The organism is Halococcus agarilyticus, assembly GCF_000334895.1.
GTDB classification, from domain to species: domain Archaea; phylum Halobacteriota; class Halobacteria; order Halobacteriales; family Halococcaceae; genus Halococcus; species Halococcus agarilyticus.
In genome coordinates, this window is the sequence record NZ_BAFM01000002.1 from 176,044 (window position 1) to 198,262 (window position 22,219).

28 protein-coding genes are annotated in these 22,219 nt (G+C 68.3%); 11 read left to right on the forward strand and 17 right to left on the reverse strand.

The window, feature by feature from the left end:
* The first annotated feature begins 55 nt into the window (after window positions 1–55).
* The 6 genes from TX76_RS02410 to TX76_RS02435 all read left to right on the forward strand — a co-directional run bounded on the left by TX76_RS02410 (window position 56) and on the right by TX76_RS02435 (window position 7,246).
* The gene (locus tag TX76_RS02410; RefSeq protein WP_079890729.1) at window positions 56–1,777 is read left to right on the forward strand and encodes an ABC transporter substrate-binding protein; all 1,722 of its coding nucleotides are present in this window, start codon (window positions 56–58) and stop codon (window positions 1,775–1,777) included.
* Between the two features lie 79 nt (window positions 1,778–1,856).
* Window positions 1,857–2,846 (forward strand): ABC transporter permease, encoded by a 990-nt coding sequence (locus TX76_RS02415; protein WP_049898772.1) that lies wholly within the window; start codon window positions 1,857–1,859, stop codon window positions 2,844–2,846.
* Window positions 2,843–3,859: an ABC transporter permease gene (locus TX76_RS02420; RefSeq protein WP_049898773.1), complete on the forward strand. Its 1,017-nt coding sequence runs from the start codon at window positions 2,843–2,845 to the stop codon at window positions 3,857–3,859. Before TX76_RS02415 ends, TX76_RS02420 begins: the two co-directional genes overlap by 4 nt.
* Window positions 3,859–5,145 (forward strand): ABC transporter ATP-binding protein, encoded by a 1,287-nt coding sequence (locus TX76_RS02425; protein ID WP_049898774.1) that lies wholly within the window; start codon window positions 3,859–3,861, stop codon window positions 5,143–5,145. The genes TX76_RS02420 and TX76_RS02425 overlap by 1 nt, the downstream gene beginning before the upstream one ends.
* Window positions 5,142–6,293 carry an ABC transporter ATP-binding protein gene (locus TX76_RS02430; RefSeq protein ID WP_049898775.1) on the forward strand — a complete coding sequence of 384 codons (1,152 nt, stop codon included), beginning with the start codon at window positions 5,142–5,144 and terminating at the stop codon, window positions 6,291–6,293. Before TX76_RS02425 ends, TX76_RS02430 begins: the two co-directional genes overlap by 4 nt.
* 29 nt (window positions 6,294–6,322) lie before the next feature.
* Window positions 6,323–7,246, forward strand: a complete 924-nt coding sequence (locus tag TX76_RS02435; protein ID WP_049898776.1) for a DMT family transporter — start codon at window positions 6,323–6,325, stop codon at window positions 7,244–7,246.
* A gap of 10 nt (window positions 7,247–7,256) precedes the next feature.
* On the opposite strand, the gene TX76_RS02440 is transcribed toward TX76_RS02435, so the two are convergent.
* The 13 genes from TX76_RS02440 to TX76_RS02500 form a co-directional block, all read right to left on the reverse strand.
* Window positions 7,257–7,529, reverse strand: coding sequence for a hypothetical protein (locus TX76_RS02440; RefSeq protein ID WP_049898777.1), 273 nt, complete (start codon window positions 7,527–7,529; stop codon window positions 7,257–7,259).
* A gap of 196 nt (window positions 7,530–7,725) precedes the next feature.
* Window positions 7,726–7,983, reverse strand: a complete 258-nt coding sequence (locus TX76_RS02445) for a hypothetical protein (protein WP_049898778.1) — start codon at window positions 7,981–7,983, stop codon at window positions 7,726–7,728.
* A gap of 44 nt (window positions 7,984–8,027) precedes the next feature.
* Window positions 8,028–8,462, reverse strand: coding sequence for a hypothetical protein (locus TX76_RS02450; RefSeq protein ID WP_049898779.1), 435 nt, complete (start codon window positions 8,460–8,462; stop codon window positions 8,028–8,030).
* Window positions 8,463–8,594: 132 nt separating this feature from the next.
* Window positions 8,595–8,891 carry a gas vesicle protein GvpM gene (gene gvpM / locus TX76_RS02455; protein ID WP_049898780.1) on the reverse strand — a complete coding sequence of 99 codons (297 nt, stop codon included), beginning with the start codon at window positions 8,889–8,891 and terminating at the stop codon, window positions 8,595–8,597.
* A 7-nt stretch (window positions 8,892–8,898) separates the two neighbouring features.
* The gene (gene gvpL / locus TX76_RS02460; protein ID WP_049898781.1) at window positions 8,899–9,768 is read right to left on the reverse strand and encodes a gas vesicle protein GvpL; all 870 of its coding nucleotides are present in this window, start codon (window positions 9,766–9,768) and stop codon (window positions 8,899–8,901) included.
* Entirely contained in the window at window positions 9,761–10,084 is a 324-nt protein-coding gene (locus TX76_RS02465) for a gas vesicle protein K (protein ID WP_049898782.1), read from the reverse strand. The genes gvpL and TX76_RS02465 overlap by 8 nt, the downstream gene beginning before the upstream one ends.
* The gene (gvpJ, locus tag TX76_RS18570; protein WP_049898783.1) at window positions 10,071–10,607 is read right to left on the reverse strand and encodes a gas vesicle protein GvpJ; all 537 of its coding nucleotides are present in this window, start codon (window positions 10,605–10,607) and stop codon (window positions 10,071–10,073) included. The genes TX76_RS02465 and gvpJ overlap by 14 nt, the downstream gene beginning before the upstream one ends.
* A complete protein-coding gene (locus TX76_RS02475; protein ID WP_049898784.1) occupies window positions 10,600–11,622 on the reverse strand; it encodes a hypothetical protein in 1,023 nt (340 codons plus the stop codon). Before TX76_RS02475 ends, gvpJ begins: the two co-directional genes overlap by 8 nt.
* Window positions 11,623–11,626: 4 nt before the next feature.
* Window positions 11,627–12,130 carry a hypothetical protein gene (locus TX76_RS02480; protein WP_049898785.1) on the reverse strand — a complete coding sequence of 168 codons (504 nt, stop codon included), beginning with the start codon at window positions 12,128–12,130 and terminating at the stop codon, window positions 11,627–11,629.
* Between the two features lie 15 nt (window positions 12,131–12,145).
* Window positions 12,146–12,775: a hypothetical protein gene (locus TX76_RS02485; RefSeq protein ID WP_049898786.1), complete on the reverse strand. Its 630-nt coding sequence runs from the start codon at window positions 12,773–12,775 to the stop codon at window positions 12,146–12,148.
* Window positions 12,772–13,242: a gas vesicle protein GvpH gene (gvpH, locus tag TX76_RS02490; RefSeq protein ID WP_049898787.1), complete on the reverse strand. Its 471-nt coding sequence runs from the start codon at window positions 13,240–13,242 to the stop codon at window positions 12,772–12,774. The genes TX76_RS02485 and gvpH overlap by 4 nt, the downstream gene beginning before the upstream one ends.
* Window positions 13,239–13,490 (reverse strand): gas vesicle protein GvpG, encoded by a 252-nt coding sequence (gene gvpG, locus TX76_RS02495; RefSeq protein WP_049898788.1) that lies wholly within the window; start codon window positions 13,488–13,490, stop codon window positions 13,239–13,241. Before gvpG ends, gvpH begins: the two co-directional genes overlap by 4 nt.
* 1 nt (window position 13,491) lies before the next feature.
* Window positions 13,492–14,124, reverse strand: coding sequence for a GvpL/GvpF family gas vesicle protein (locus tag TX76_RS02500; RefSeq protein WP_049898789.1), 633 nt, complete (start codon window positions 14,122–14,124; stop codon window positions 13,492–13,494).
* 202 nt (window positions 14,125–14,326) lie between these two features.
* On the opposite strand from TX76_RS02500, the gene gvpA reads away from it, so the two are divergent.
* A complete protein-coding gene (gvpA, locus tag TX76_RS02505; RefSeq protein ID WP_049898790.1) occupies window positions 14,327–14,665 on the forward strand; it encodes a gas vesicle protein GvpA in 339 nt (112 codons plus the stop codon).
* Between the two features lie 127 nt (window positions 14,666–14,792).
* A complete protein-coding gene (gene gvpO, locus TX76_RS02510) occupies window positions 14,793–15,323 on the forward strand; it encodes a gas vesicle protein GvpO (protein WP_049898791.1) in 531 nt (176 codons plus the stop codon).
* A 2-nt stretch (window positions 15,324–15,325) separates the two neighbouring features.
* On the opposite strand, the gene TX76_RS02515 is transcribed toward gvpO, so the two are convergent.
* Complete coding sequence (locus TX76_RS02515; protein ID WP_049898792.1) at window positions 15,326–15,751, reverse strand: hypothetical protein; 426 nt, start codon at window positions 15,749–15,751, stop codon at window positions 15,326–15,328.
* Window positions 15,752–15,907: 156 nt separating this feature from the next.
* Here TX76_RS02515 and TX76_RS02520 point away from each other — a divergent pair, with 156 nt between their 5' ends.
* Window positions 15,908–17,479 carry a Na+/H+ antiporter NhaC family protein gene (locus TX76_RS02520; RefSeq protein WP_049898793.1) on the forward strand — a complete coding sequence of 524 codons (1,572 nt, stop codon included), beginning with the start codon at window positions 15,908–15,910 and terminating at the stop codon, window positions 17,477–17,479.
* Complete coding sequence (locus TX76_RS02525; protein WP_049898794.1) at window positions 17,476–17,742, forward strand: DUF7513 family protein; 267 nt, start codon at window positions 17,476–17,478, stop codon at window positions 17,740–17,742. Before TX76_RS02520 ends, TX76_RS02525 begins: the two co-directional genes overlap by 4 nt.
* Before the next feature lie 19 nt (window positions 17,743–17,761).
* Here TX76_RS02525 and TX76_RS02530 read toward each other — a convergent pair whose 3' ends face one another.
* The 3 genes from TX76_RS02530 to TX76_RS02540 form a co-directional block, all read right to left on the reverse strand.
* Window positions 17,762–19,315: a Kelch repeat-containing protein gene (locus TX76_RS02530; RefSeq protein ID WP_049898795.1), complete on the reverse strand. Its 1,554-nt coding sequence runs from the start codon at window positions 19,313–19,315 to the stop codon at window positions 17,762–17,764.
* A 91-nt stretch (window positions 19,316–19,406) separates the two neighbouring features.
* Window positions 19,407–19,994 (reverse strand): DUF2150 family protein, encoded by a 588-nt coding sequence (locus TX76_RS02535; protein WP_049898796.1) that lies wholly within the window; start codon window positions 19,992–19,994, stop codon window positions 19,407–19,409.
* A 39-nt stretch (window positions 19,995–20,033) separates the two neighbouring features.
* A complete protein-coding gene (locus tag TX76_RS02540; protein ID WP_049898797.1) occupies window positions 20,034–20,888 on the reverse strand; it encodes a TatD family hydrolase in 855 nt (284 codons plus the stop codon).
* A gap of 169 nt (window positions 20,889–21,057) precedes the next feature.
* On the opposite strand from TX76_RS02540, the gene TX76_RS02545 reads away from it, so the two are divergent.
* Window positions 21,058–22,200 carry a glutamate-cysteine ligase family protein gene (locus TX76_RS02545; RefSeq protein ID WP_049898954.1) on the forward strand — a complete coding sequence of 381 codons (1,143 nt, stop codon included), beginning with the start codon at window positions 21,058–21,060 and terminating at the stop codon, window positions 22,198–22,200.
* Window positions 22,201–22,219: the final 19 nt, after the last annotated feature.

The following is a 22,219-nucleotide window of genomic DNA, read 5'->3' on the forward strand; positions in this document are numbered from 1 at the left end:
GGGACTGGTAACTCCTACCGTAGCATATATACCACGATGAACCAATGTGCGGGACATGACCGACCCTCACGATCGTTCGACGAGCCGGCGGCGCTTTCTCGCGCTCGCCGGGAGTGCGGCAGCGACCACGGCGCTCGCCGGCTGTTCCGGTGGTGGCGGCGACGGCGGCGAGAACGGTTCGGGCGGCGACAACGCGAGCGGTGGCGAGGCGACCGAGGGGGCCGACACCACCGCGGGGGATCAGGCGACCACCAGCGGCGGGACCGAAGGCGGAGAGAGCACCGAGACCGAAGCCGGCAACGAGAGCGGAGACGGATCGGGCACGGGCGGGTTCGGGGTGACGATCACCCAGGGTCAGCCGCCGTCGACGCTCGACCCGCAGAACCACCGCGAGACGCCGACCGACAACGTGGTGCTCCACGCCTACGAGGGCGTGCTCGCGCGCGATGCGGAGGGCAAGATCATCCAGAAGCTCGCCACCGACTACGAGCGCGTCGAGGAGGGCCGGGTGCGCTTCACGCTCCAGGAGGGCGTCACCTTTCATAATGGCGACGATCTCACCCCCGAGGATGTCGCCTTCAGCATCAACCGGATCGTGAAAGAGGACGTCGGGTTCACCAGCCCGCAGGCCGACCAGCTCGCTGGCGTGACCGGCGCGGAAGTCGTCGACGGCGAGCGCGCGGTCGACGTGATGTCGGACGGGTTCAACCCGATCGTGTTCGCCTCCTTCGCCACGTACTGTGACGTCATGCAGCAGTCGTGGGTCGAGGAGCGCTCCGGGGAGGAGATCGCCCAAAACATGAACGGCACCGGGCCGTTCCAGCTCGAGTCCTACGAGCAGGGCGTCCGGGTGGTGCTCTCGCGGTACGAGGACTACTGGCGCGAACCGGCCGACATCTCACAGCTCACGTTCAACGCCGCCCAGGAGTCGAGCACTCGGGTCAACCAGCTGCTCGAAGGCGAGACCGACGTCGCGGTTAACGTCCCACCCCAGGACGCTCAGCGGGTTCGCTCCAGTAACAGCGCGGGGCTGAGCGCGGTCCCGAGCACGCGGGTCATCTACAACGCGATGCGCTACGACGTCGAGCCGTTTTCGAGTCCGCAGTTCCGCCGGGCGATGAACTACGCCGTGAACCTCTCCGGGATCGTCGAGAACGTGCTCTCGGGCTTTGCGGACCCCACGGGACAGCCGACGCTCGAAGGCTTTTTCGGGTACAACGGCGACGTCGATCCCTACCCCCAGGACCAGGCCCAGGCCGAGTCCCTCGTGGAGGAGAGCGGCTTCGCGGGCGCGGAGATCACGCTCCACACGCCGGTCGGGCGCTACCTCAAGGACGTCGAGATCGCCCAGGCGGTCGTGAGCCAGATCGACTCGCTGTCGAACGTCTCGTGTGGGATCAGCCAGCGCGAGTTCACCTCGCTCGCGGGCGAACTCACCGATGGCGACATCACGACCGGCCCGGACTTCTACCTGATCGGGTGGGGCAACGCCACGTTCGACGCGAGCCAGACCATCATCCCGCTGCTGACGAGCGACGGTGCGCTCACCTCCTACAGCAACGAGGAGCTCGACTCGCTCGTCGCGGACGCCCAGTCCACGAGCGACGAGGACCAGCGCGAGTCGCTGCTTCAGGAGGCGAACGCGCTGATCAACGAGCAGGCTCCGTGGATCTTCCTGAATCGCCAGTACAGCGTCTACGGCGTGAGCAACCGGGTGGAGTGGAGCGCGCGCCGCGACGAGCGCATCAACGCCTACGCGATGGGCGAGACGAGCTGACCACCCGGATGGAGTCACCTCGCCAGCGACCCTGCACGGTCGGCGATCGGGCGGTGTCGACGGCGGGAGGCTCGACCTGATGGCGACCGGTCGATTCCTCCTCAAGCGAGCCCTGCAAGGCGTGTTCGTGATCTGGGGAGTCGTGACCGTGGTCTTCCTGCTGCGCTTCGTCACGCCGGGCAACCCGATCACGTTCGTCGCGCCGCTCGACGCGAGCCAGGCGCTCCGCCAGCAGATCGCGGCCGAGCTCGGGTTGAACCGCCCGATATACGTCCAGTACGTCGACTATCTCGCCTCCCTCCTCCAGGGCGACATGGGCTACTCGTACATCTCGGGCACCGCGGCGAGCACCCGCATCTTCAACCGGCTGCCCGCGACGCTCGAACTCGCGATCGCCGCGACCGTCGTCGCCGTCTGCCTCTCGATCCCGCTCGGCGTGGTCAGCGCGACCCATCGCCACCAGCCCGCCGACTACGGCGCGACGGGGTTCTCGCTGGCCGGGATCAGCACGCCCAACTTCTGGCTCGGCATCATGCTGGTGCTCGTGTTCGCGGTGCAGTTCGGGCTGTTCCCGACGAGTCGGCGAGTCGTCGGCTTTCTCCCCGCGATCGAGATGCTCTTCACCGAGGGGAGTGTCGACGGTCTCGTGACGTGGCTCGCCCACATCACGCTCCCGGCGATCACGCTCGGCACGTACTTCACCGCGCTCATCACTCGCCTCACGAGAAGCGGCATGCTCGACGAACTCGGCAAGACCTATATCCGAGCCTCGCGCGCGAAGGGGCTGCCGGAGACGCTGGTGCGGTACAAACACGCCCTCCGGAACACGCTGATCCCCGTCATCACGGTGGTCGGCCTGCAGCTGGGAACGCTGATCGGCGGGGCGGTCATCACCGAGGCGGTGTTCGCGTGGCCCGGGCTCGGTACCTTGGTGATCAACGCGATCAACGCGCGTGACTGGCCGATGATCCAGGGCTCGCTGATCGTGATCGGGGCCGGGTTCGTGATCGTCAACCTCCTCGTGGACGCACTCTACGCCTCGCTCAACCCGCAGGTGGCCAACGAATGATCCGACCACGCACCCTCCGGAACCTCCGGCGCGAACTCCGATCGAGCGCGCTGGCGAAAGTCGGGATCGTGCTCGTGGTCGCGGTCGTGCTGGTGGCGGTGTTCGCACCCGTGCTCGCCCCGCAGAACCCCTTCGACCAGGACCTCAACAACTCGTCGCTGCCACCCCTCGGGTTCAGCGCCCAGACCAACGAGACCACCTCGCAGATGGTCGACGGCGAGATCGAGATCGTGAACGAGACCACGAACATCAGCGCGACCGCCGCCCATCCTCTGGGTACTGACTCGCTCGGTCGCGACATGCTCTCGCGGGTGCTCTACGGCGCGCGGACCTCGTTGCTCGTCGGCGTTCTGGGGACGGCGATCGCCACCGTGCTCGGCGTCACCGTGGGACTGTCGGCGGGCTATTATGGAGGCAAGGTCGACGACGCGCTGATGCGGGGCGCGGACGTCATGCTCGCCTTCCCCTCGCTCGTGCTCGCGGTCGCGCTCGTGGGGCTGTTCGGCGGCGCGACGGTCAGCGTGCCCGATCCGATCGTGGCGCTCGGGTTCGCTCCCGGGATGCCCGACTCGTTCGCGCTGCCCGGAACCGTGATCCTCGTGGTCGCGCTGGTCAACTGGGTCTGGTTCGCCCGCGTCGCGCGGGGCGAGGCGCTCTCGATCACCGACGCCGAGTACGTCAAGGCCGCACGGTCGGTCGGCGCGAGCGACGGGTTCATCCTCCGGAAACACGTGCTGCCGAACAGCATCACCCCCATTCTGGTGCTCGCGACCATCCAGATCGCGGCGATCATCCTCCTCGAAAGCTCGCTGTCGTATCTCGGGTTCTCGGGCGCGAACCTCTCGTGGGGCTTCGACATCGCGCAGGGCCGTGACTACCTCGCCACCGCGTGGTGGATCTCGACCATGCCAGGCGTCGCGATCGTGCTGACCGTGATCGGCGTCAACCTGATCGGCGACTGGCTCCGCGACGCCCTCGATCCGGGCATCGAGGGCGAGGGAGGTGGGGCGTGATGGCCGGCAGAGGGAGTTCCGAGCCCCTGCTCGACGTTCGGAACCTCACGACCCGCTTTTTCACCGAGGAAGGGCAGGTCAACGCGGTCGAGTCGGTCGACTTCACGGTGCGCGACGGCGAGGTGTTCGGCGTGGTCGGGGAGAGCGGTTCCGGGAAGTCGGTCACGGCGCTCTCGATCATCGATCTCGTGGAGTCGCCCGGCGAGATCGTCTCGGGCGAGGTGTGGTATCGCGACGCCGACCTCGCCGATGAGATGGGAGAATCGCATCCGGACGCCGTCGACGGGGACGCTGTGGATCTCCGGTGCGTCCCCCCCGAGGTCCGGCGCTCGCTCCGTGGCTCGTCGGTGAGCATGATCTTCCAGGATCCGATGAGCAGCTTCAACCCCTCGATCACGGTGGGCGAGCAGATCGCCGAGGCGGTCGAGGTCCAGCGCCGCGCGAGCGCGAACCCGCGCTCGACGCGCTCGCGCACTCAGGGGTTCGGCCTCGGATCGATGCTGGCGAGCACGGTCGTTCCGACGCGGGATTACGTCGGCGAGGAGAGCCACGACCGCGCGATCGAGCTGCTCGGACAGGTCGGAATCCCCGATCCGGAAGCGCGCGCCGCGGAGTACCCCCACCAGTATTCGGGGGGGATGCTCCAGCGCGCGATGGTCGCGCAGGCGCTTGCGGGCGAGCCCGATCTCCTGATCGCGGACGAGCCGACCACCGCACTCGACGTCACCATCGAGGCCCAGATCCTGAATCTGCTGGCGGACCTCCAGGACGAACTCGACATGGCGATCGTGCTGATCACCCACGATCTCGGGGTGATCGCGCGGACCTGCGACCGACTCGGGGTGATGTACGCCGGTGAGATCGTCGAACACGGCAGTCTGGCGGACGTGTTCGATAGCCCGGTGCATCCCTACACCCAGGGACTCCTCGGATCGATCCCGGACCTCGACGACCCCGCCCCGCGGCTCGATCCCATCGAGGGCAACGTCCCGAGCCTGCTCGCGGCGGAGATGGACGACCGGTGTTACTTCGCCGATCGGTGTCCGAAGGCGATGGAGGAGTGTCTCGACAAGCCGCCCGCGTTCGCGGTCGACGGTGCGGGCGTCGCTGAGGAGGCGGACAGGGCGGGAGCGGATGCAGCAGGGGCGGCTGCGGCAGGAAACGACGCGCCAGGTGACACGACCGCCCACAGCGCGAAGTGCTATCTCGCCGATCACGAGTTCGACGAGGCACGCGCCCTGCCGGAAGGGTTCTTCGACGAATCCGACGGAGGGACTGACACATGAGCGAACGACTCGATCACGACGGGACCGATGTGGACGAGACGCGGGCCGGAGATTCGGACGAGCCGCTGGTGACCGTCGATGGTCTCGAAAAGCACTACTACGAGAACGACTCGCTGTTCGACCGGCTGCTGGGACGGGACCCGACGGCCGTCAGGGCGGTCGACGGCGTGGAGTTCGCGGTCGAGCGGGGCGAGACGCTCGGCCTGGTCGGCGAATCGGGCTGTGGGAAGTCGACCACCGGCGAGACGCTGCTTGGGCTGCGGGAGGCGACCGCCGGGACCGTGCGCTTCGATGGCGAACCCGTGGCGGGGCTGTCCGGCGACGACGAGAAGGCGTTTCGTCGGCGTGCGGGGATCGTGTTTCAGGACCCCTTCTCCAGTCTCGACCCCCGTCAGACCGTCGGCGAGATCGTGCGCGAACCGCTCGACGTCCACGGGATCGATACGCGCGAGGAGCGCGACGAGCGCGTCGCCGACCTCTTGGATCGAGTGGGCCTCTCGGCGGCCCAGCGCGAGCGCTACCCCCACGAGTTCTCGGGGGGGCAGCGCCAGCGCGTCGGGATCGCCCGCGCGCTCGCGCTCGATCCCGAGTTCGTGGTGCTCGACGAACCCGTGAGCGCGCTCGACGTCTCGGTTCAGGCCCAGATCCTCAATCTCCTAGGGGATCTTCAAGAGGAGTTCGACCTGACCTACCTCTTCATCGCCCACGATCTCTCGGTGGTACGGCACATCTCGGATCGCGTCGCGGTGATGTATCTCGGCGAGATCGCCGAGATCGGCCCGGTCAAGGAGATCTTCGAGCGCCCGAGTCATCCCTACACCGAGGCACTGCTCGAAAGCGTCCCGCGCGCGAACACCGCCGAGCGCGATCGGGAGGTCGAGGCGCTCGCGGGCGACGTGCCCTCGCCGCGCGATCCCCCCGCCGGCTGTCGGTTCCACACCAGGTGTCCCCACGCCCGCGAGGCGTGTCGCGAGGAGGATCCCCGGCGCTTTGACGCCGGATCGAGCCACGAAGCGGCGTGCTTCCGGGCGGTCGACGGGCACGCCTACTGGGAGAGTACGCCGCTCGAACCACCCGAAGAGCGGGCCCAGGCCACGGAATCCGATCTGGGAGAACGCGACGAACCGGCGGACGAGCCGAGTGCGTAACGTTCAGGTCGTCGCCTCGCGGAGATCAAGTGGTGCGCTATCGCAACCTGCTCGCGTTTCTCGCCCTCGCCGGGCTGTGGGGGACTGCGTTCATGGCGATCAAGGCGGGACTCGCGTACTTTCCGCCCGTTCTCTTCGCGGCGTTCCGGTACGACATCGCCGGCCTCCTCATGCTCGGCTACGCGCTCTACGCGACCGATCGCTGGCGGCCCCGTGGGAGAGCGGAGTGGGCGCTCGTCGGCGTCGGCGCGGTCTTTCTTATCGCCGCGTACCACGCCTTCCTGTTCGTCGGCGAGCAGGGGACGACTAGCGCGGCGGCGGCGGTCGTCGTCAGCCTCTCGCCGGTGCTGACGACCGCGTTCGCGCGCGTGTTCCTCCCCAGCGAACGCCTCACGACCGCGGGGATCGCCGGCATCCTGCTCGGGCTCGTCGGCGTCGTCGTCCTCACCAGTCCGGACCCGACGAACCTCCTGAACGGGGAGCTGCTCGCGGAGGGGCTCGTGTTCGCGGCGGCGCTGTCCTTTGCGCTCGGGAGCGTCCTGACCCGCCGGATCCCCGCACAGCTCCCGATCGAGACGATGGAGGCGTGGTCGATGGTCGGCGGCGCACTCCTGATGCACGGCGTGAGCGTCCTCCTCGGCGAATCGGTCGCGACCGTCGAGGTGACGCCCGCCGGGATCGCGGCGCTCGCGTACCTCTCGATCGCGGCGAGTGCGGTCGGCTTCCTCATCTACTTCGACCTGCTCGACCGGCTCGGCCCGATCGAGATCAACCTCGTCTCGTACGTCGCGCCGGTGTTCGCGGCGATCTCGGGCGCACTCCTCCTCGACGAGTCGATCGACGCCGCGACCGTCGCGGGGTTCGTCCTGATCTTCGCGGGGTTCGTGCTGCTCAAGCGCCGCGCGCTCGCCGCGGAGTGGCCGCGGCTCCGGGCGGCGCTCTCCGGCGAGTGAGTGGCGAAATTCAGGCGCGGTGGGCGTGGCCGGCGACGATCGCGACGGCGTTCAGTCCCAACAGCCCGACGAACAGCGCCGTCTCCGTTCCGTTCGACAGGCCGGTCGCGAGCAGCGAGAGGTGGACGACCGGGAGGACGACCGCCAGCCAGAACGCGATCGCCTGAATCGGTTCGGTCCGGGGATCGTCCCGGTAGTTCGCGTACGCGGACGCGAGCGTTGCGCCGATCCCGTCGGTCTCGCCGCCCCCGCCGGCGAGCACTCGTTCGGTTCTTCGTGACATACTGACGGCCCCGAACGATTCATCGTGCTGGAGCGACTTATACTGTGGTGAGCGTTGACGCGCATTGGTGACGGATCGTCGTCAAGTAATGGAGCGTTTCTCGTCGATCAATCGATGTCGAGGGGTCTTCTCCGCAGCGTTTTGCCGTGTTTCGGGATCAGTTGTGGTTCGCGTCGGGAGCGGTATATAGCGTCGGTCACTCCGCGAGCGCGTCCCGGAGCGCCGCGCGGCGTTCCGGATCGAGGTCCGCGGCGAGGTCGGCGGCGAACGGGCTGGCGTCGAGGGTGGCGAACGCACGCTCGGTCTTCTCCCGGATGCGGTCGATCGACGCCTCGATCGCGGCGATCGAGGCGTCGCGTTCGTCGGCGATGGTCACCGGGTCGCGCCCCTCGGTGAGCGCGGCCGCGATCGCCGCCTCCTCGTGACTCAGGATCGACGGAGTGTCGTCGGTCATACCGAACAATATCCCCGCCCGCGGGATAAACCGGACGAGACGCTTCAGCCGAGAACGGTGACCTCGACGCGGTGGGGACCGCCCGTGCCGTCGAGCGTGACCGACTCGACGATCGATGCGGCGAGCGCCTCGCGCCACGCCGCCACCGCCGTCGTGTGGCGTTCGTGGTGGGTCTCGACCGAATAGGTCGCTGCGGGGTCGGCGCGGAGTCGGTCTCCGGTCCCGTCCGGGGTCGGCCGGGTCGGTGGGTCCGCGACGAGCCGTGAAGGTGGAATATGAATCGGTGTCTGGCCGTCGCCCTCGGCGTACTCGCCCTCGTGTTCGACGTGGAGGCGCGCGCGCATCCGGCCGTCGAACGGCGGCGTCACCCGGAGCACAGTCCGCGGCCCGTCGGAGCGATTGGCCTCGATCGCGCTCACCACGTCCTCGGCGTGGACTGCGATCGAGCGAACGTCGTGGTAGTCCCCGGCGGGCGACATCGATCGACGGTTGCCGCCGGACGTTCCTAAACGATGCGCCGGGCGTGGTCCGGTCGTACCGTCGTGCGCACGTCCGGACGGGCGGTCGACTCGGGGACAGCCGAGAGGGCCACACTGCCGGCGAACGCGCCGTCATTCCTCGTTTTCCGTGTCCGCTTGCTCGTCGTCGGTCGCGTCCTCGGCCTCGACGGAGAGCGGCTGTCCGGCGTCGTCGTCGAGCGCCCGACGTCGATGGGTCCGGTCCCAGTCCTCGAAGATGCCGTACTCGGTCATCGTGTCCATCCCCGCGAGCGCCGCTCTGAGTTTGAGGCCGATCAGTGGGACGTCGGCGACCGAGATGATGACGTCAGCCTGGAGCACGACCCCGTCGCGGAGGATCGCGTCCACGAGGTCGACCACCGCGCCCTCTTCCGGTTTCGATGGTTCCATCAGTGAGTCACTCGTCGAACGTCGGCGCGAACGTGTAGGGTGGCCACGGGCCGGTGAAGCGGACCTCGACGCCGGGCTCGGCCGCCACCGCGTCGAGCTCCTCGCCGATCGCGTCCGTATCGGACTCGTGAGCCAGCACCGAGACGCGCGCCTGAGTGGTCGCGCTCTCGCGGTCGTCGTCTCCCGCTGCGGTGTCGTCCTCACGGTCGCCGTTGGCTCCCGTTGCGGTGTCGTCCTCGTCGTCGAGCGTCGTCGTGCGCTCGGGCGAGAGCTCCCGGACCTCGCGGGCCAGCGGTTCGAGTCGCTCGGCCAGCTCGTGGGTGCGCTCGGCGCGGCGCTCGTGGCGGAGCTCGTCGCGGCGCTGCTCGTACTGGGTTTCGAGGAGGTGGGCGGTTCCCTCGCCCGCGGTCTCGATCCGGTCGGCGAGGTCGGCGAGCTGGTCGTCGCTCGCGAGTCCCTCGTCGAGGGTCGCGTCGTCCTCGGCGACCTCGATCCGGTACTCCCAGTGGCCGGCGAGTTCGTCGAGATGCGCCGAAAGCGTTCCCGCCTCCTCGGTGAGCCACTCGCGCACGCGCTCGTCGCCGCCGGTCAGGATGGTGTCGAACCGGAAGGGGAGGGGCGTGCCGAAGCGCTCGCCCGCCGCGTCGATGGTCGCCTGGTGTTCGAGAAGCCACTTGCGCACCACGTCGGGATTGGCGGCGTCGTAGAGCGCCTCGCACTCGTGAACCACCGCACCGAGGCCCTCCTCGACCACGAGAAACACTGGCTCGTCGTCGACGCCCGTCCGGTCGAACGCCTCGTCCACACGGGTTTCGTCGACGCTCACGACACAGTAGAGATAGCGGCCGGTCGCGAACTCGCTCTCGGAATCACTCATCCCCGATCACGCCCCGCTCGGCCCGGTCGGAGTCGTTAGCCCGGTGGACGAGATCGGTGACAAGCCCGTCGAGCTCGCCCCGGAGATCGTCGACGGGTTCGGAGACCCCGGCTTCGGCTTCGAGTCGATCGATCTCCGCCTCGACCGACGCGAGCTGCGCGCCGAGGCGTTCGACCTCCTCGTCGGAGAGGTCGCCCGACTCCATTCGCCGGATCGCCTCGCGTTCCAGCGCGTCGACGAGGATCTCGATGACCGCGAGCACCAGCGTCATCAGCCCGTCGGCGGCGTCGTCGCCGTCGAGATCAATCTTCGTCATCGCTCTCCCCGTCGGTCGTTGCCTCCGGTTCAGTGTCGTCGGTATCCTCGGCCGCGTTCTCGCTTTCCTCCCTGTCCTCGCTTCCGTCGGCTTCGTCGCCCTCCCGTCTCGATCGCCCGCCGATCCGCGGTCTGGCCCCGATTCCCGGTTCCGAGGCGGGACTCTCGTCGTCGTAGTCGGTGTCCGAATCGCTTTCGTCGCTCGTGATCGGCGGTTCGGCGAGCCACGACCCGCTTTCGTTGATCGGCGGCGGGTCGTCCTCGTCGTCGACCTCCTCGATCGGGGTCCGGTCGGAGGCCGCCTCGACCCGGCGCATGTCGGTGCCGTCGGGGAACTCGAGGCCGTACTCCGCGGCGGTCTCGAAGGAGGCGAGCGCCGCTCGGAGCTGGATCCCGAGGAGTTCGGTGTCACCCACCGAGACCGCGATGTCGGCGTTGATGACCACGCCCTTGTCGAGCAACATCTCGACCACGTCCGCGAGACTGTCGCTTCGCCGCGTCGGACCGCCGCCGCGCTCACTCATCGTCGCCCTCCGCCGTCCGGTCGAGGCGTGATCCGTAGAGCCGTGGCCGGTTCGGGGCCGACGAGTAGCGCGTCTCCTCGGGCACCGTCGAGAACGCCGCTCGGCCGCTCATGTCGTTCCGCGAGGTCGGGATCGAGGAGTACGCCGTCGGGTTCCGCGACTCCGGCTGTTCGACGTCCTCGGTCCGTGCTTCGTTTTCCTCCTTGAGCTCCTTGACGCGCTCTCTCGTGTCGAGCAGGCTCTCCCTGAACTCCTCGACCGCGTCGCTGAGCTTCGACTGGACCCGCTGCTGGATGGTCTCGGTCGGGACGTCGATATCGTCGCGCTCGCTCCCGCCCTCGGCGTCGGCGTTGACGTCGGCTGTACCGCTGGCACCCCCACCCTCGATACTGCCGGCGTCGTCGCCGTCGGCATCGTCGTCGCCCACGAGCTCGCGGAGTTTCGCCATCGGCCCTTTCTCGTCGTCCTCGTCGTCGGTCAGTTCGTCGGTCGCGTCGTCGAACTCGCGCTTGTTCCGCCAGAACTCCCGGACGTCGACCGTATCCCAGAGTTTCCCGAGTTCGACGACCTGGAGGAGCTTTCGGTACTTCACGGCCTCGCCGGGGTCGCCCTCCGCGATCGCCTCGGGGACCTCGCTCGCGTCGATCGCGTCCGGCAGCTCCGAGAGGTCGACGGCGTCCGGGAGGTCGGTGAGATCGATGGTTTCGAGGAGCTCCTCGATCTCCTCGACGACCGCGATGAGGTCCTCGACGTCCTCCTGTACCTCCTCGAACGGGTGGTCGCTCTCGTGGGCGGTGAGCAGCGCGTCGACGTCGCCCATCGCGCGGTCGAGCAGGTCGTCGAGATCGCGGTCGGGTACGTTCCCGTCGTCGGTCGACGGCTCGTCAGCTTCGTCGGCCACCTCGTCGCCCCCGGTGCTCCCTTCATCCGTTTCCTCGACCGTCTCGGACAGATCGTCGAGCGTCTCCGCGACGTCCTCGACGTCCTCGCGACCCTCGACCGACTGGTCGCTCACGGCATCACCCGTCCTCCGAGCGCTCCTCGAGTTCGGTCATCAATTGATCGGCGAGCGACTGGAGCTCGTCGGTCGACATCTCGTCGAGGTCCTCGGGCGGCTCGGACGAGGTGTTCTCCGCGTCCTCGTCGGCCGTATCGCCGGTGTCGTCGCCACCGGTCGTCCCGCTCACGAGACTCTCGGCGGCCCCCTCGATGTCGGTCGTCTCGAGATAGCTCACCAGCAGCGTGACCATCCGTTCGTCGAGGTCGACGTTCCGGCCGAGGATCTCGCCCAGCCGCCGGCCGACGAGGCCACCGAGCGTCCGGCCGAGCGACTCGCCGACCTCGGGGAGATCGGCGCTGCTCGACGACGTTTTCGACGTATCGGTCTCGTCGTCGGTATCGGCGACATCGCTCTCGTCGGTACCGTCGCCCCGATCGAGGAGTTCGGCCACGCCTCCCTCGTCGGAGCCGAGCCGTTCTTTCAGCTGTGAAATCTTCTCCGTGGTTTCGTCTCGTTGGCTCATGGATGATCGTGGCCGCTAATCGCTCTCTTCGTCGTCTTCGCTCTCTTCGTCGTCTTCGCTCTCTTCGTCGTCTTCGCTCTCTTCGTCGTCTTCGCTCTCTTCGTCGTCTTCGCTCTCTTCGTCGTCTTCGGTGCTGGCTTCGTCGCCGTTCTCACTCTCGTCGTCCCCGAGTGCGTCGAGGAGTGCGTCGAGAACGACGTTGATCGCACCGAACAGGACGTCGGACGTCGACGGGATCTCGATCTCCGGCAGCAGACTGCCGAGGTCGAACCCACCCTCGGGCAACATCCCGCCGAGCGCTCCCGCAACGTCGTCGAGCAGCCCCACGACCTGCGACAGCAGATTCCCGAGGAGGTTCCCCGAACCCGGGACGGCCGAAACGTCCAGCACGACCTCGTTCAGGTCGATCTCCACGCCGAGCAGGTCGACGAACAGCCCCTCGAGGTCGAGGTATACGAGGCTCGTCCCCTCCCCGCCAGCGTCGCGTCCGCTCTGTGCGCTCTTTTCGGGAGCATCACCGCTTCCGGATTCGTCCTCGCCACCGTCGGCCAACACGACCGGCGATCCCGGCGGTACTGTGTCGGCCGAGACGTCGGTGCGTTCGTCCGTCGATCGACCGGCCGTGGTGTCGGAGTCGTCTGTCATTGTTTCGTATCCTCGGTGGGGCGGAGGTACACTTCGAGAACCGCGTTGTTGAACGACGCGCCGTCGACGGCGAACCCGCCGTCGGGCAGGTCGACCCTGGTGAGGAGCCGGTCGTCGTCAGCGATCAGGAGCGTCCGTGAGTCGTCGGTGACGCCGGCGGCGAGGCCCTCCGGATCGATCGCCGGCAGATCGGCCGTGACCACGAGACCGTCCTCGACGCGCCGGACGCTCGTGGCGTACTCGGTGTCGGTCGTTTCGAGGGCGGCCGTCCGGGACTCGTCCGTGGTGCTCGGGACTTCGCCAGGCCTGATGGTCCCGACCGTGATCCCGTACTCCGCACGCCGCTTGCCGTCGGTGACGCTGCCGGTTCTCCTCGCGCGCCCGTCCTCGTCCGCGTCGGCAGCCGCTTCGAGCGCGTCGCGGAGTGCTGTTCGGATCAGTCCGCCGATCGTGTCTCTGTTACTCATCGTTTGATCTCGACTTTCCCCTGGAGGTTCTCGCGTGCCTGTTCGGCCACATCGAGCTGACGTTCGAGGTCGGTGCGGCGCTCCTCGTACTCCTCGCGCGAGCGCTCGCCGACCTCGAACAGCAGCCGGTTCTCCTTGATGTCGTCGCGGATCGCCTCGACGTCGTACAGCTCCTCGATCGCCATCGCGTGAACCACGTTGATGAGGGAGACGAACGGCCGCACGAGGAGGTCGTCGACGACGAACATCTCACCGCTGCGCCCCGATCTCGATGTCGACGAAGCTGTACGGTGCCCACGGGCCGGTGTACTGGACGGTAAAGGTCTCGCCGTACTCGTCGATGATCCCGTCGACCGCCTCGTCGAACGCCGCTCGGTCGTCGCGCTCGACGAGGTACGATCGGTTCAGTACGAGTCGGTCGCTGAACAGTCCGTTCTCGGCCTCGCTCACGCTCACCGGTTCGAGTCGCTCCGTGACCGACGCCACGATCGACTCCCGGTCGACCGTCGCGCCCTCGTCGGCGAGGATCTTGAGCCCCAGCTCGACCCGCCCCTCGACGTCGTTCAGCGCCTTCCGGAACGCCCGCCGGCCGCCACGGAGCACGCCCTTCAGCGCGCGGGCGTTCTTGAACACCATCCCGAACTGCATCGGGACCACCGTCCGGCCGCCGTCACGGTACAGCAACTCCTGCAGCACGTCGTCGTGCGCCCGGAGGTTCTCGTCGCTTCGGTCCGGCTCCATCGTCTCGCTGTCGCTCACGACCGCCGCGAGGCTACCGTGCTCGACCGCGTACACGTCGGTCGCACCGTCGACGCCATCGGTCTCGAACGCGACGTCCGCGTCGTCGGTGATCCCGTACGTGTAGAGGTGTGTGCTTGCCATGGTGCGACTGATGGGTCTCGTCCGTATACCGAGTGGTACGCCAGCCGTTAAAAGATAGGTGCCTGCGCTGGAAGGCCCCCAGTCGTCGGCGACCGCCGCGATCGTTTCGATTCGATTCTGATGGTATTTGGCCGACAGAACGGGATCGTGCCTGCACTCACAACCCGAACGGTCATAAGGCAAGCCGGGCAAGTGAGGCGTCATGGCAAGTGAACGACCGAGTACGGCAAGCCTCGCTGAAGTGGTCGACCGCATCCTCGACAAGGGGATCGTCATCGACATCTGGGCGCGGGTGTCGGTCGTCGGGATCGAGATCCTGACTGTGGAGGCGCGGGTGGTCGCCGCGTCGGTGGACACCTTCCTCCACTACAGCAAGGAGATATCGAAGTTGGAGATGGCGAGCCAGTCCGGCGACCTCGAGGACCTCCAGAACCTCGAGCTCGGCACCTCGCCGATGACACAGCCCGAACCCGACGAGCCGGAAGTCCACATCGAGGAGACGGACGAGGAAGAAGAACAAGAACAGGAAGCCGAGCAGTAACCGCTCCCCGAACGACCGTCCGTTCGAACCTCCCCTTCCCCTGCGCCACGCCGGATCGGGCCGCGACGTTGCCGGCCAGTGCCGGGACGGGGTTTGATTACCTCCCGCCGAGAGACACGATACAGCAATGGCCGACCTCGACCCGACGGAACACACGATCGACGAACTGGACGACGAACTCGAATCGGTCGACGACCCCGAGCGGCTCCGCGATATCCACGACGCCGAAACCGACGGCGAGGACCGAACCGGGGCCACCGAGCTGATCGAGGAGCGCCTCGCAGCGGTACAGGAGGAACTCGACCGTCGCGAGGCCGAGGGGCAGAACGGTGACGATGAGGGCGCGAGCGAGGCCGCCGACGAAACGACCGAAGAAAGCTCGGGATCGGGTGGGGTCGGCATCATCGACGTCCGCAACCAGGTCCGGAGCGTGGCGGCCGACCTGATCGGCCGGCCGCTCGACGGGATCACCGAGGTTCGGGCGGACGACGACGGCTGGTACACCACGGTCGAGGTGATCGAGCGCAACTCGATCCCGGACACCCAGGACATCCTCGGGCGGTACGAGATCGACCTCGACGCCGACGCCAACGTCGTCGGCTACCGCCGGCTCCGACGGTATCGGCGGGGCGACACGGACGACGAGGCCGTCGAATAGCGCTACTCCGCTATGTCGAGCGTCTCGACCAGTCGGTCCTCCATCTCCTCGCGCTTGAGGTTCGCCGTCACGTCGACCTCCTTCGCGAGCTTCTGGAGTTCGCGGTAGGACAGCTCGTCGAGCTCCGCGCGCGACGACGGCCGCCCGGACTCCTCGGCGGCCTCGGTTCCCTCACCGTTTTCGTCCCCGGACGCGTCCTGTCCGCCGGTTTCGTCTCCCTGATCTTCGTCCGCCCGATCTTCGTCCGCGGTGGCGTCCTCGTCGCCGACCGGCGAGCCGACCGTGGCGTCGCTACCCGGTTTCGCCGCCCCGACGCCGGCCACGAGCGCCTCGCCGAGCCGACGTCCCAGCAGCCCGCCGACCTGCTGTCCGAGCGCCTCGCCGAGTCGCCGCCCGCGCGCCTCGCTGGTCGGTTCCTGTTCGCTCATGAGTGCCCTATCCACGGCGGCAGCGGATAAACCCGGCGGCGATCGACGACAGCCCCTCGCCGACCCCCGACACGCGAATTGGGTGTGAATACCACCCAGATCGCCCGTTCAGAACACATATAGGCGCTCTCGACGGCGTGTGACGAACGACGAACCATGAGTGCCAGCGGCGATCCGGACGACCCGAACGAGCATGACTTCGAGCGGGAGTTCACGGACGACGATCGCGAGGGACCGGCGATCGAGTTCTACGGCGGCAGACTGACGAGCGCGCTGCCGCTCGCGATCTTCGTCCTCTGGGCGATCGTCCAGAGCGGACTCCTCCAGATCAGTGCCACCAACGGGCTGGTGGCGGGCATGCTGCTCGCGCTGATCGTCGGGATGTTCTTCGTGAAGGGCGACTGGAAGACCTACGCGAACACCATCTTCGAGGGGATGACCCAGCGGGTCGCCGCGACGGCGATCGTGGCGTGGCTGTGGGCCGGCATGTTCGCCGAAACGATCCAGGTCGGCGGATTCGTCGACGGACTGGTCTGGGCGGCCGACGCGCTGAGCATCGGCCCGACGCTGTTCCCCGCGGTCACGTTCCTGCTCGCCGGGCTGCTCGCAACCGGAATCGGGAGCGGCTACGGCACTGCGATCGCGTTCACCTCGCTCTTTTTCCCGGCCGGCGTCCTGCTGGGCGCGAACCCGGTGCTCATGTTCGGCGCGCTGCTCTCGGGCGCGGTGTTCGGCGACAACCTCGCGCCGGTGAGCGACACCACGATCGTGAGCGCCGTCACCCAGGACGCCGATATCGGCGGCGTGGTGGCCTCACGATTCAAGTACGCGATCGTCGCGGCGGTGCTCGCGCTCGCGGGCTACATCGTCGCCGGCAGCATGATGACGGGGATCGACGTCGGTCAGGGTGCCCAGAGCGTCCTCGTCGACGAGAGCAACCCGCTCGGGCTCGTCCATCTGCTCTCGATCGGCGTCGTGATCGCGACCGCGATCCGGGGTCGCCACATCGTCGAGGCCGTCTCGTGGGGACTGCTGACGTCGGCCGTCCTCAACCTGGGGCTCGGGCTGGCATCGGTGAGCGACATGATCGTGTTCCAGGCTCCGCGGGACGCCGGGCTCGCCCAGTCGCTGTCGTTCCTGCCGTTCGTCGAACTCGTCGACAGCGGCCAGGCTGCCGTCGCCGGCAGCATCTACGCCGGCGCGCTGAGCTTCTTCCCGTTGATCGTGCTCACGCTGTTGATCGTCGCGGGCGCGCGGATCCTGGTGCGCGGCGGCGGGTTCGCGGTGATCCAGGACTGGCTGCTGGAGACGTTCGCCACGACCGTGCGGCGGGCCGAGCTCACGATGGTGCTCGGGACCGCGGGCGTCAACTCCATGATCACGATCAACACCGCCGCCGAGATCGCGATCGCGCCCTATATCGCGCGGATCGGCGAGCGGTTCAACATCAACGCCTACCGCCGGGCGAACATCCTCGACGCGAACACCTCCGCGCTCGGCTACATCTTCCCGTGGGGCGGCGGGGTCCTCGCGGGCTACTCCGCGATGGTGGGCCTCCCCGACCAGTACGAGTGGTTCACCCAGTCGATGGTCGTCAACCCCATCGACGTCTGGCCGTTCGTCTTCCACGGCTGGCTGCTCTTTTTCGTCTTCATCGCCTCGGCGCTGACCGGGTTCGGGCTCGAATACGTTGCCGACCGCGAGTCGTCGGAGGTGGCACGGGTATGAGCCGACTCGATGCGCTGTTCGAGGGCGTCGGGTTCCGGACGAACCGACCGACGTTCGAGCCGGGCGAGGAGATCGCGGCGTTCGTCACCGGCTACGAAAACGGCCATGCTCTCGTACGGATCGGCGATACGGTGTTCCGCCTCGCCGACGCCACGCCCGACCTCGTCGATACCCAGGTTCGACTCCGGGTCGAGGAGTTCGACGACAACGATCACGTCGGGCGGGCGACCGTGCTCGACGAGATCGGCGACAGTTCGTTCTGACTCGTCGCCTGGGTGAGCGCTACTCGCCGGGCGTGTACGCCTCGTTGTGCGCCACGCAGTCGTGGAGGCCGTTTTGATCGAATCGTTTGATGTGGCCACCGACGACGTAGAGCGTCCCGTCGATCACGCCCGACGTGGCCCCGCCGCGGCGGTGGGTGGGTTCGGGGAGGTCGGTCGCGAACTCGTCGTTCACGGGGTCGTAGCGATGGGCGGCCGTCTCGTAGCGATCGACGGTCGGCCGGCCCTGCCAGAACATCCCGTGGGTGAGGTACGCCTGGTTGCCGATCACGGGATCGCCGTGGGTCGCGTAGGTGCCGGCCTCGGGCATGGGCTGGGCGCGCTCGAACTCGCCGGCGGCGACGTCGTACCGGAAGTTCGAGTCGGTCGGGCCGGTGGTTCCCGACAGCCCACCGATGACGTGGATGTACCGGTTCCCGCCGTCGGGGAGCAGTGCGACCGTCGGCCAGCGTTTCGCTGCGGGCAGCCGCGCGAGATCGGGATCGTCGACCGTCTCGCTCGCGGGATCGAACGTCCAGAGCCGGCGTTCGTCGTAGGTTCCGGCCGCAGGACCGTCGAACCCGTGGTCGGTCGCGGTCGGAGCGTCGTGATCGCCGGTGCCGCCGCCGACGCAGTAGACCAGGCCGTCCGCCGGGTCGTACACCCCGCCCATCACCCAGTTGGGGTACGGGCAGCGCACGCCCTGGGTTGCGGTCAGATCGGTCCAGCCCTCGCCCGGGCGGTAGCGGCAGATCGCGTCCGAGGGCGGCGGGCCGTCGTAGGGACCGTCGGTGGGTGCGCCGCCGAAGCTGTAGATCGCGTCGTCGGTGGCGACCCCGCAGGGCCCCCAGAGCGCCCGCGGGAAGTCGGGCCGACGGTCCCACGTGCCACCCGAGCCCGCCGTCGGATCGTACGCGAACGTCCGTCGGGTGGCGGCCAGCCCCGTACCGGTCTCGATCCCGCCGAAGAAGTGGAGCTCCCCGTCGAGCACCGCGCCGCCGGCGTCGCTCCCGACGACCGGCAGGGGAGCGCGCTCGGTCCAGCCACCGACGGCCGGTTCCGCTTGCGTCGGCGTGGCGGTCGTGGTGGCGGTCTCGGTTGGCGTTGCGGTCGCCGTCTCGGTCGGGGTTGGTGTCGTCGTTTCCGTCGAGGTGGCGGTCTGCGTGGCGGTCGCCGTTTCGGTCGTGGTCGCAGTTCGCGTGGTGGTCGGCGTCGCGGTTTCGGTCGGTGTCGGGGATTCGGTCGGCGTGGCCGTCGTCGTGGCGACCGTCGTCGAGGGTCGAGGATCGGTGGTAGCGTTGGGTGGCGTCCCGGTCGCCGGATCGGTGGCCGTGACGATCGACTGTTCCTGTGTTCGGGTCGACTCGCTGGTTTCCGTGCCGTCGGTCGACGGCTCGGTGCGGCGCGTCGGTTCGTCGGTTGCGGGCCTGGACGTATCGTTCCCGGCGGATCCGTTCCCGCCGGTATCGCCGAACAGACAGCCGGCCGTCGCAACGCTCGCCCCGAAACCGAGCGCGCGGAGCAGCGTTCGTCTCGTGGTCGGGTCGGATCCGGTAGGGCGTTGGTCCTCGCTCATTGATCGTCGTGTCCGCCGGCGGTTCCGCGTCGGCATCCGCGCTGCGCTCGTCGGTGAACGTGTCGGGTCGTGTGGCGCGCGCTCGGGCGGGTCAGTCGTCCCCGTCCTCGTCCTCCTCGATGAGCTCGGGATCGCTGAGCGCGCTCTCCAAACTCCCGAGCCCGTTGATCCACTCGGCGACCGGGCCGTAGCCCACGTCGTCGATCACCGAGCGGTCGAGCTCCGCGCCGTCGATCAGCAGCGTCCCGGCCCGGGCGCAGTGGCCGAGCGCGTCGTCGAACTCCTCCTCCGCTTCGGCGGCCTCGGCGGCGCGGAGACACTCGGTGACGTCGGCGTCGGCGACGCCCTCGGCGACGTACAGCTCCGCGGCGTAGAACACACAGACCAGCGAGGTCTGGACGCCATCGACCAGCAGGAGCGTCTCCTCGTCGTCGATGTCGACGTCCGCGAGCACGATCTCGCGGACGTTCGCGAGCTCGTGCATCGTCATCTCGGGATCGAGCTCCTCCTCGTCGTACGCGGTGAGGACCTTCACGACCGCGATCGCGGCGTCCTCCTGGAGGTTCCAGAGCAGCCGTGCGGCGTCCTCGTCTTCCGGATCGAGGTCCTCGTCGCGGAGGCGATCGAGCCAGTTCTGCCAGCGTTCGTCGGTGTAGAAGCCGTCCGTGGATGCGCTCATACTCGCACCGAACGTTGCGCTGTTGATAGACCTTTTCGTCTACCCGAGGGTCGCGCGCGTGTCGATGCCATACACCTCGGCTGGCGTCCCGACGTGTGCGGTCTCGATCGCCCCGTTCCAGCCCTCCTCGTGGAGCCACCGCACCCGCCGGGGGACGGTTTTCGGCCCGAGCACCGCGCCCGGCCGGTCGGGATCGTCGACGAAGTCGGTCTCCATCAGGAACGGCTCGTCGGCGCTCTCGGCGCGCTCTGCGGCCTCGGTCAGTCGATCCCTGTCGCTCATCACGCTCGGCGTCGGCCCGGCGAGCCGACCGCCGGCGTAGTGTTTGACGACGCGATGGCGATCGAGACCGCGCTCCTCGGCCCACTCCGCAACCGCGGTCAGGTCGTCGCTCGCCTCGGTGTGGAGCTGGACCGCACAGTCGCACTCGGCTCCGAGCGCGAGCGCGTGTCGCAGGACCGCGTTCGAGGCGTCCCACACCGCGTCGGGAACGTCGTAGTGAGGTCGACCGGATTTGAGCGCGAGCGCCCGGCCGTCGTCGACGTACTCGGCGGCGGCGTCGAGACCGGCCTGCATCAGGTCGCGTGCCTCGGCCGGCGCGAACCCGCGATCGTCGACGAGTTTCGAGACGAGTCCCGGATGCACACCCAGAACGGGCCACGCCCGGCCATCGAGGACTTCGTTCGCGTCCGTGACGACCTCGATCGTGGTCTCGAACACCGCCTCGAAGTCCGCGCCCCGTTCGACCTCGATCCCGAGCAGCCACGAGGGTTTGTTGACCACGAGGAGGTGGGTGCCGCCGACCCGGGCGAAGTCCTTCACGGCCTCGATCCCTCTTCCATGTGCGGGATCGAGGTGGAGGTGGTTGTCGAGCACCGGCGTGTCGAGTTCCATGGCCATCCTCGGGGGATCGGTCGCAAAAACCGCACGCTCTCGTCGAGCTCGTACCACGAAAATCGACCGACGTGGCCGTATTACCGGCACGTGCAAGGGTCGTCGCTATGCTCGTGTGCACCATCCGATCGGGAGTAGCTCGCGCCGCGCGGGCTCGGAGGTGTTGATCATGAAGATAGGAATCGAAGCCGAGTACTGGGTGATCGATGCGTCGGGAGCGCTGTGCGACGGGCGGGCGCTCGCGACACACGACAACGTCGAACCCGAGTTCATCGCCCCGCTGATCGAGGTCCACACGCCGCCGCTCGAACGGGTCGACGAGCTCCGGCGCTCGTTCGGGGCGACGCTCCGGACGGTGCTCGATGCGGCTGCCGCCGACGGCAAGCGGCTCGTGCCGCTCGGGACGCCGCTCGCCTCGGCGGCATCGCCGCCGGTCACCGACCGAGGGCGGCTCCTCGAACGGATCTACGGTGAGGGGCTCGCGCCCGCGACCCAGTGTGCCGGCACGCACGTCCACTTCGATCTCGTCGACGCCACGAGGCAGCTCACCCTCCTGACCGCGCTCGATCCCGCGCTCGCGCTGGTGAGTTCCTCGCCGTGGTACGCGGGGCATCCCCGGGGCCACTCCTCGCGCGCACACGCCTACCGGTCGCTGTGTGGCGAGGCGTTCGCCCCGCTTCGCGGCCTCTGGTCGTACCCGACCGACCTTCCCGAGTGGGAACGCCGGATCGAGACGAGCTACGGCCGGTTCCGGGCGCTCGCTGCCGAGCGCGGCGTTCGTGAGGACGAGCTCACGACTCACTTCCGACCCGACGACGCGATCGTGGCCCCGGTTCGGCTGCGGCGGTGCCCACCGACCGTCGAGTGGCGCGCTCCCGACACGGCGCTGCCCTCGGAGACGCTGCGCCTCGTAGGCGATGTCGCCCGCCTGGTCCGTCGAGCCGCGGACGAGCCGGTGGAGATCGGCGATCCGGGCGTCGAGCCGGGGCGGATCAGCGTGCCGCCGTTCGACGAACTCGAACGGCTCTCGCAGGCGGCGATCGGACACGGACCCGGTTCGTCGGCAGTCCGTGAGTACCTCGAACGAATGGGGATCGACACGGGGGCCTACCGACCGATCGCGACCGAGATCGGCCACGACGCCCCGGTGACGCGGGCCGACGCGCGGTGCATCCGGCTCGCGTACGCCGAGCGACTCGAACGCGATGTCGCGGCGCTCACGGCTCGCTCCGCCATTGAAGGGGTGAGCGAGCAACGAGCGCTCGTCGATGGGGGCTGGAACACGGACACCGCGACCGGAGAGCTGCCGTAGCCGTCCGGGAGCGATCCGC

What these genes read in the sequence shown, in the direction of transcription:
- TX76_RS02410 (WP_079890729.1), top strand. Translation starts at nt 56, where the DNA reads ATGACCGACCCTCACGATCGTTCGACGAGCCGGCGGCGCTTTCTCGCG.
- TX76_RS02415 (WP_049898772.1), top strand. Translation starts at nt 1,857, where the DNA reads ATGGCGACCGGTCGATTCCTCCTCAAGCGAGCCCTGCAAGGCGTGTTC.
- TX76_RS02420 (WP_049898773.1), top strand. Translation starts at nt 2,843, where the DNA reads ATGATCCGACCACGCACCCTCCGGAACCTCCGGCGCGAACTCCGATCG.
- TX76_RS02425 (WP_049898774.1), top strand. Translation starts at nt 3,859, where the DNA reads ATGGCCGGCAGAGGGAGTTCCGAGCCCCTGCTCGACGTTCGGAACCTC.
- TX76_RS02430 (WP_049898775.1), top strand. Translation starts at nt 5,142, where the DNA reads ATGAGCGAACGACTCGATCACGACGGGACCGATGTGGACGAGACGCGG.
- TX76_RS02440 (WP_049898777.1), bottom strand. Translation starts at nt 7,529, where the DNA reads ATGTCACGAAGAACCGAACGAGTGCTCGCCGGCGGGGGCGGCGAGACC.
- TX76_RS02445 (WP_049898778.1), bottom strand. Translation starts at nt 7,983, where the DNA reads ATGACCGACGACACTCCGTCGATCCTGAGTCACGAGGAGGCGGCGATC.
- TX76_RS02450 (WP_049898779.1), bottom strand. Translation starts at nt 8,462, where the DNA reads ATGTCGCCCGCCGGGGACTACCACGACGTTCGCTCGATCGCAGTCCAC.
- gvpM (WP_049898780.1), bottom strand. Translation starts at nt 8,891, where the DNA reads ATGGAACCATCGAAACCGGAAGAGGGCGCGGTGGTCGACCTCGTGGAC.
- gvpL (WP_049898781.1), bottom strand. Translation starts at nt 9,768, where the DNA reads ATGAGTGATTCCGAGAGCGAGTTCGCGACCGGCCGCTATCTCTACTGT.
- TX76_RS02465 (WP_049898782.1), bottom strand. Translation starts at nt 10,084, where the DNA reads ATGACGAAGATTGATCTCGACGGCGACGACGCCGCCGACGGGCTGATG.
- gvpJ (WP_049898783.1), bottom strand. Translation starts at nt 10,607, where the DNA reads ATGAGTGAGCGCGGCGGCGGTCCGACGCGGCGAAGCGACAGTCTCGCG.
- TX76_RS02480 (WP_049898785.1), bottom strand. Translation starts at nt 12,130, where the DNA reads ATGAGCCAACGAGACGAAACCACGGAGAAGATTTCACAGCTGAAAGAA.
- TX76_RS02485 (WP_049898786.1), bottom strand. Translation starts at nt 12,775, where the DNA reads ATGACAGACGACTCCGACACCACGGCCGGTCGATCGACGGACGAACGC.
- gvpH (WP_049898787.1), bottom strand. Translation starts at nt 13,242, where the DNA reads ATGAGTAACAGAGACACGATCGGCGGACTGATCCGAACAGCACTCCGC.
- gvpG (WP_049898788.1), bottom strand. Translation starts at nt 13,490, where the DNA reads ATGTTCGTCGTCGACGACCTCCTCGTGCGGCCGTTCGTCTCCCTCATC.
- TX76_RS02500 (WP_049898789.1), bottom strand. Translation starts at nt 14,124, where the DNA reads ATGGCAAGCACACACCTCTACACGTACGGGATCACCGACGACGCGGAC.
- gvpA (WP_049898790.1), top strand. Translation starts at nt 14,327, where the DNA reads ATGGCAAGTGAACGACCGAGTACGGCAAGCCTCGCTGAAGTGGTCGAC.
- gvpO (WP_049898791.1), top strand. Translation starts at nt 14,793, where the DNA reads ATGGCCGACCTCGACCCGACGGAACACACGATCGACGAACTGGACGAC.
- TX76_RS02515 (WP_049898792.1), bottom strand. Translation starts at nt 15,751, where the DNA reads ATGAGCGAACAGGAACCGACCAGCGAGGCGCGCGGGCGGCGACTCGGC.
- TX76_RS02520 (WP_049898793.1), top strand. Translation starts at nt 15,908, where the DNA reads ATGAGTGCCAGCGGCGATCCGGACGACCCGAACGAGCATGACTTCGAG.
- TX76_RS02525 (WP_049898794.1), top strand. Translation starts at nt 17,476, where the DNA reads ATGAGCCGACTCGATGCGCTGTTCGAGGGCGTCGGGTTCCGGACGAAC.
- TX76_RS02530 (WP_049898795.1), bottom strand. Translation starts at nt 19,315, where the DNA reads ATGAGCGAGGACCAACGCCCTACCGGATCCGACCCGACCACGAGACGA.
- TX76_RS02535 (WP_049898796.1), bottom strand. Translation starts at nt 19,994, where the DNA reads ATGAGCGCATCCACGGACGGCTTCTACACCGACGAACGCTGGCAGAAC.
- TX76_RS02540 (WP_049898797.1), bottom strand. Translation starts at nt 20,888, where the DNA reads ATGGAACTCGACACGCCGGTGCTCGACAACCACCTCCACCTCGATCCC.
- TX76_RS02545 (WP_049898954.1), top strand. Translation starts at nt 21,058, where the DNA reads ATGAAGATAGGAATCGAAGCCGAGTACTGGGTGATCGATGCGTCGGGA.